The organism is Fontibacter flavus (assembly GCF_042432905.1).
Lineage (GTDB): Bacteria > Bacteroidota > Bacteroidia > Cytophagales > Cyclobacteriaceae > Fontibacter > Fontibacter flavus.
Genome location: NZ_JBHLWI010000011.1, coordinates 20,466 through 27,015, shown reverse-complemented (window position 1 = coordinate 27,015; position 6,550 = coordinate 20,466). Strand labels below are relative to the sequence as shown.

Here is a 6,550-nt window from a genome sequence, read left to right as displayed (position 1 = left end):
GTTGATTAAACAAGCGTTTGCAGTTGCTAAATCAGGTGTTGGATATGATAAAAACTACAGACATCTTAATCCTATTTTAAAATAATATTTGGATCAAAACTTGAAATTAAACACAATTCATTTCGACTGTAGGGAGAAATCTAATTCTGCTTGCATCGTTTCTATAGACCTCTCCTTCGTCGAGGTGACAAGGACAAGCCCTCGTGAATAGTACTCGTATGCTGGTGGACAAGCTCTACAGGTTAGTGAATGGATCGTTTTTTTTTACCAATAGGCCGTCCCTATGGGACGGGGTGGGTCATTTGGGCGTTGGATTTGCTACCGATGGGTTGTGCCTCTGGTACACAAAGCGATAATAGCCAAGAATGATAAAAAAGCAGATTAATGATAATTAGGTATCAGGGAAAGGTTCAAATCACAATTCTAAGACAAACAAAAAACCCCGGTAACTCAAGCTACCGGGGTTTGGTTTTTAAGGGTTAAATGATACTATTATTCTGGAATTGGGCATTCAATAATTTTCTCAATATCTCCGTGAACGAAGTAGAAAGCTCTATCAGGAACAGATATTGTCGCAGTGTTTCCATTTATTGTTGCATTGCTTAGAGCTCCTGAGAAACCACTGAATCGCGTAAATTGAGTATTAGATGCTATGACTTTAAGGGCACCGCTACCTTCTGCAAATCTAATCCCTTCATTAAGGGTAACAGTTATTATTCCACCAGAAAGGGTAACTCTACCTATTGGCACCAAATTTCTGCCATATACCAGATCAACTCCAGCTATTAATTGAGCTTTAGTATTCCATTGGAACCAGGTACTTGGACCTGTTGGGAATGCATTTCCCAAACCAGTTGCAGACTCACCTGTCCAGCATTCTTGAGGTGGACAAGGATTTAACGTCAATTTAACCGCAGTCCTTGTTGCACTGATGCATTTTGTATCCGTATTTACAGCTTCGGCATAGAAAGTCACAGTCTGAACACCACCTTTGGTCTCATCATAAACCAAGGAAGGATCTTCAACTACATTACCGCCAGTAGGAGCATCATACCATACAATTTTGGTTTCAGGAGCTACCTCAACAGAAGCAGTAAGTTTTTTAATATCGCAGGCTTCTTCCTCCTGATCTCCTTTGGATTTTGGTGCATCAGGCAAAGCCCAGATAGTCAAGGTGGCAGCTTTTGACATTTCACTTGAACAACCGTTAACAAATGCTGCATAATAGTCAATAGTGCCCACTTTATCCAATTTTGGATCATCAACTTCTACAAATTCATCCCCAACTTTTTTGTACCATTGTAACTTATATCCATCCGGAATAGTAACACCATCTGCCAATGTGGCTCTCAGTACCAAATCTTCTTCAAAACATTCTTCATCACCTACAACTTCTGGAGCTTGGGGTTTTTCCTCCAAGGTATAGCAAAAACGAAGGTTACTTAACGCTGCAGCACCGCCACTACCTCCGGCAACTGGTGAAGCCAATCCAGAGTCACCTCTTACATCTCCTTCATAGAAGTAAACATTCGCATCATTACTTCCTTTTACAACTGCAGCAAGATATTTAACGCAATACCCTGCAGGAACCTCAATGCTCCAAGAGACGAATGTGCCATCGGTGGTTGCTGTTATTACTGCACCATCTGATCCAGTAAATGTAGCCTTATTGTCGGCAAAAGGAGCATTCCTTTGTTCAAATGAAGTTCCAAAAGAAGCAATGCCGTAAGCGGTTGCTACTTCAGCACAAGTTCTATTGCCTCCTTCATTTGCCCCAGGAATGATATATGGGGTAATTCCACCATTCGACTTTGGAGTAGAAGTAGTTCCTCCTGTAGGAACCCTCGCATTCTCAAATCCATTTCCGAAAGGGCTCAATCTAAAAAGTTCTTCACTTTTACCTTCTAAAGTTTTGCTATCAGGCTCTAGGCCATCCATTTGGCTACATGCTGTAAAAATCACAGCAAGAGTAAGTACCCAAACCCAGTTTAGGTTCCTTACAAAGTTTTGTGTTCTCATGTGCGTTCAAATAATATTGTTTAAGGTAATAAAAAGTAAATGAAAAGTAAAAAAACGTACACGATAAGCAAAAAATACTATTTATAAATAAACAATACTTATTTTAAATAAATTGATTTAGTTTTTTTTCTTTGGGCTTAAATAGTAAAATGGAATTAAAAAACAATATTTTTTTGATTTTGATGTTTTTAAAAACATGATAAAAATCAGTCATCTTTAATTATTAATAATTTTTATGTAAATAATAAAAACTTTTATTTTCACATGAAAAACTGATTTTGATCCATATTTCATCCATTTTTACCTCATGCAAACAAGGCCTTTTACCTACCTTTTCTACCTTCAGTACCTCGGTTTACGTTATTCTGGCTGGCAAAAGCAGAAAGGTGTCAAAACCATTCAAGGCACACTGGAAAGAGGTATCAGGTATGTACTGGGACATGAAGACTTTAACATCCTTGGCGCAAGTCGTACAGATTCAGGGGTTTCCTGTCAAAAAGGGGCTTTTGAGTTGTTTTTAAGAACGCCTTTGGAGCAAGTTGGGTTTTTGGAAAAGGTTAATGAAAACCTTCCTGCTGACATCAGGTTGCTTTCCTGCCTCCCGGTTTCCAAGACTTTTAATGTCATCCAGGATATTGAATGGAAAGAGTACCATTACCATATGGCATTTGGAGAGAAATTCCACCCTTTTGCCGCAGCCAATCTTGCCTATTTTCCAGGCAATCCTGACATTAAAATCATGCAGGAAGGTGCGAGCTTATTTCTAGGCAAGCATGATTTCAGGAAGTTTTGCTCCATTGATAAATTGACTGATAATTACCAAAGGGAAATTTTTGAATCAGCAATTATTCCACACCCTCGGGCAGGTACAGGTCTTGTTCCCGACAATGCGCTTATTTTTAAAGTCAGGGGAGATGGCTTTTTGAGATATCAGGTCAGGATGATGGTTTCAGCCTTGGTTGAACTAGGGTTGGGAAATATTTCCCTAAGTGATATGAATCAGGCTTTACATTCTGAAGAATGCAGGCCTTTAGTCCGGCATGCTCCTGCCAATGGGCTTATCTTACAGGATCTTCAGTTTAAAAACTTATAAAAATATCATGCTGACGATCCCGGCAAACATCAGGATTTTATTGAGCAAACTCAGTTGTGTAAAATGTAGCTTCCTGTCTGCATAATAGATTTTATACATAAAAATCAAAAACAGGATGCTCAATACTCCGAAGTAATAATAAAGCTTTGGATTGTTGATTTTGAAAGTAACCACTAAAATCGAACAGACAAATACAATGGCAATGGCGAAGATCACTCTTTTGGTGTTTCTGAAACCGATTACAATGGGCAAGGTTTTGCAGCCATGTTTCCGGTCTCCATTCCGGTCTTCGATATCTTTTAGGATTTCTCTGATCAGGTTCATGAAAAAGGCAAAAATAGCATAGGTCAACACCAGTAGTTCTGATTTCTGGTAAAAATAACCTATTAACCAAATGGATGCGCCGGTCAGTAAAGCTACGGTGAGATTTCCAATGAATGGGAGCCTTTTAAGAAGGTTGCTATAAAACCAGAGAAGGAAAGCAGCGAAGAATAAGACTAATGCAACCCTAGGGCTTATGAATACCCCTATTCCGATGGCTGTGAAATTAAGCACTGAGTGGTAAAACAAGGCCACCCGTCTTTTCATGGTCCTCCCGATAATGACTTCGTCGGGCTTGTTGATATAATCTATCTTGACATCGTAGTAATCGTTGATCATGTACCCTGCTGCGGCAATCATCAGTGTGGTAATGATCAATAGGTATAATTTGATGTCCTGGTAAACAGGCAGTCCCATACGGTCTGTCTCCACCAAGAAAAGAGCGGTCATGATCTGGGCAAAAGCGAGAATGAGCAGGTTGACGGGTCTACTGATTTTCAGTAAACTCCAAAAACTTAAATTCTTCGCAATTGCTTTTAGACCCATGATGCAAAAATAGAACAAATTACCAATTGTAATTCATTCTCCCTCACTACCTATTAATGCTTAGCGTTAATTGATGATTCTGATCTATGGTAATTATTCTGGTTTTTGATTATATACCCTAACATAGTCAATTTCCATTCGCTGCGGCCAGATATCTGCATCAACGCCTTTGGCACCTCCCCAGTTTCCCCCCACTGCAATATTGAAAATTAAATGAAATTCATGGTCAAAAGGCCATTGTTCCCAACCCTCTCCTGTATTTTCGAAAGTATGGTAGCGTTCTCCATCGAGGTAAAAATCAATCTTGTGTTCCTGCCAATCTATGGCATAGACATGGAATTCCTCAGAACAGGTAGGCACAGCAACCTGTTTGCCTTTTTGGGTCCCCTTTATGTGGTTGAATGCCTCAGTGTGAACTGTTCCGTGGATATTTCCCTGATCGTATCCTACATGTTCCATGATGTCTATTTCACCGCTTTTCGGCCATCCTCCATACTTATTTCCTTCAGGAAGCATCCATATGGCAGGCCAGGTACCTATTCCTTTTGGGAGTTTGGCCTTTACTTCGATATATCCATATTGCCAGGAAGCCTTTCCTCTGGTCAAGAGACGGGCCGAACTGTATCCTTTTTCAAAAATACTGTCCTGATGGGCCTCGATGATTAGATTACCGTTTTCAATTCTCGCATTCCGGGTTTCTCCTTTGGTATAATATTGTAATTCATTATTCCCCCACCCATGATCGCCTACATCATAGACCCATTTTTCAGGATCAGGTAGACCTTCATTTTCAAATTCATCAGACCATAACAGTTGGGCCTGTTTTGATTGGGGCTGACAGGCCAAAAGCAATATGAGTAATACTGGAAATGTTATATATTTCATAAATTAAATTTTAAAATATGGTTTTTGGAATGGCCTTTGCTCTATTTTAATCAAATTTTATGTTAAACTTTAAAACTTATTGATATGTCACTTGAATTAAAGATACAAGGAAATTGGAATGAATTGAAGGGAAAGTTAAAAGAAAGGTATGCTGAACTGACAGATGATGACCTTGTTTATGCAGAAGGCCAGGAAGATCAGCTGTTGGGAAAAATTCAAAAGAAAACAGGGGCGGCTAAAGAAGAATTATCCAAGCTTTTATTTGGAAAAGAGGAAGAGCAGGAAGTTCCTTCCCATAAAAAATAATCCTGTTAATTTTCACTTATCTAATATGATACTTTTAGGCTAAAAAAATACGCAGCATTTACAGTGTTTACTTACTGTATTTGCTGCGTGATTTTTTTGCAAGCTTTTATGCTTTTGAATCCGTGGGCTATTATTTTTTAAGTATTTCCCTCGAAATGACCATTTTTTGGATTTCTGAGGTGCCTTCTCCGATTGTGCACAGTTTTGAATCCCTGTAATACTTTTCAACAGGGTAATCTTTAGTAAAACCATATCCTCCAAAAATCTGTACTGCTTCATTGGAAACCGAAACTGCCACTTCAGAAGCATATAATTTGGCTTTAGCACCTGCCAATGTCACTTTTTGCCCTTTGTTTTTCAAGTCTGCAGCTTTGAAGGTTAGGAGCCTGGCGGCTTCCACTTGGGTAGCCATATCGGCAAGTTTGAAGGAGATACCCTGAAACTTACTGATGGGTTGGTTGAATTGCTGTCTTTCTTTTGAATATTGGATGGACTCTTCGAGTGCGCCTTCTGCAATACCCAAAGATAGTGCTGCAATAGAAATCCTTCCTCCATCCAGAATTTTCATGGACTGGATAAATCCTTCTCCTACTTCACCAAGAATCTGATCTTTGTGTACCCTACAGTCTTCAAAAATCAATTCAGCAGTCTCAGATGCCCTCATCCCGAGTTTGTCTTCTTTTCTTCCTCCTCTAAATCCCGGAGTTCCTTTCTCAATGATGAATGCAGTCATGCCATGAGAGTCACCCACTTCACCGGTCCTCGCTATTACCACTGCCACATCTCCTGAATAACCATGGGTAATAAAGTTTTTGGCACCATTGATCACATAATAATCTCCATCCTTGATGGCAACTGTTCTCATATTGCCGGCATCTGAACCTGTATTTGGCTCGGTCAATCCCCAGGCGCCTAAATATTCACAGGTTGCCAGTTTTGGAAGGTATTTTCTTTTTTGTTCCTCATTGCCAAACATCATGATATGACCGGTGCAAAGGGAATTGTGTGCTGCCATGGATAGCCCAATCGCCGGGTCCAGTTTGGCCAGTTCGGCAATAGCCGTGACATACTCATAATAACCGAAACCTGAACCACCATATTCTGTAGGCACCAATACACCCATCAATCCCAATTCCCCTAGCTTTTTGAATAGTTCTAATGGGAAATGTTGATTGTCATCCCATTCTTTTCTAAAAGGGGTGATTTCTTTTGCCCCAAAATCACGAATCATTTGGGCAATCATGGTCTGATTTTCGTTCAAATCAAAATTCATCATACGCTAATTATTTGGGTTTATCTTTTCCTAAGATACTTAACTTGTTGTGAAAGATAATGGTTTATCCATATTCAGAATTCCATAAAATGCATTGGGATTTCTTC

At 39.5% G+C, this 6,550-nt stretch carries 6 protein-coding genes; 2 read left to right on the top strand and 4 right to left on the bottom strand.

Annotation, left to right across the window (positions count from 1 at the left end; all coding sequences use genetic code 11):
- Positions 1-492: 492 nt before the first annotated feature.
- Positions 493-2,019, bottom strand: a complete 1,527-nt coding sequence (locus tag ACFFIP_RS06010; RefSeq protein ID WP_382386675.1) for an immunoglobulin domain-containing protein — start codon at positions 2,017-2,019, stop codon at positions 493-495.
- Positions 2,020-2,326: 307 nt separating this feature from the next.
- On the opposite strand from ACFFIP_RS06010, the gene truA reads away from it, so the two are divergent.
- A complete protein-coding gene (truA, locus tag ACFFIP_RS06005; RefSeq protein WP_382386674.1) occupies positions 2,327-3,112 on the top strand; it encodes a tRNA pseudouridine(38-40) synthase TruA in 786 nt (261 codons plus the stop codon).
- On the opposite strand, the gene ACFFIP_RS06000 is transcribed toward truA, so the two are convergent.
- Positions 3,107-3,979, bottom strand: coding sequence for a geranylgeranylglycerol-phosphate geranylgeranyltransferase (locus ACFFIP_RS06000; RefSeq protein WP_382386673.1), 873 nt, complete (start codon positions 3,977-3,979; stop codon positions 3,107-3,109). The two genes, truA and ACFFIP_RS06000, sit on opposite strands and share 6 nt — an antisense overlap.
- 93 nt (positions 3,980-4,072) lie before the next feature.
- Positions 4,073-4,864 (bottom strand): glycoside hydrolase family 16 protein, encoded by a 792-nt coding sequence (locus tag ACFFIP_RS05995; protein ID WP_382386672.1) that lies wholly within the window; start codon positions 4,862-4,864, stop codon positions 4,073-4,075.
- Between the two features lie 84 nt (positions 4,865-4,948).
- Here ACFFIP_RS05995 and ACFFIP_RS05990 point away from each other — a divergent pair, with 84 nt between their 5' ends.
- Positions 4,949-5,170 (top strand): CsbD family protein, encoded by a 222-nt coding sequence (locus ACFFIP_RS05990; RefSeq protein ID WP_382386671.1) that lies wholly within the window; start codon positions 4,949-4,951, stop codon positions 5,168-5,170.
- A gap of 130 nt (positions 5,171-5,300) precedes the next feature.
- On the opposite strand, the gene ACFFIP_RS05985 is transcribed toward ACFFIP_RS05990, so the two are convergent.
- Entirely contained in the window at positions 5,301-6,443 is a 1,143-nt protein-coding gene (locus ACFFIP_RS05985; RefSeq protein ID WP_382386676.1) for an acyl-CoA dehydrogenase family protein, read from the bottom strand.
- Positions 6,444-6,550 lie beyond the last annotated feature (107 nt).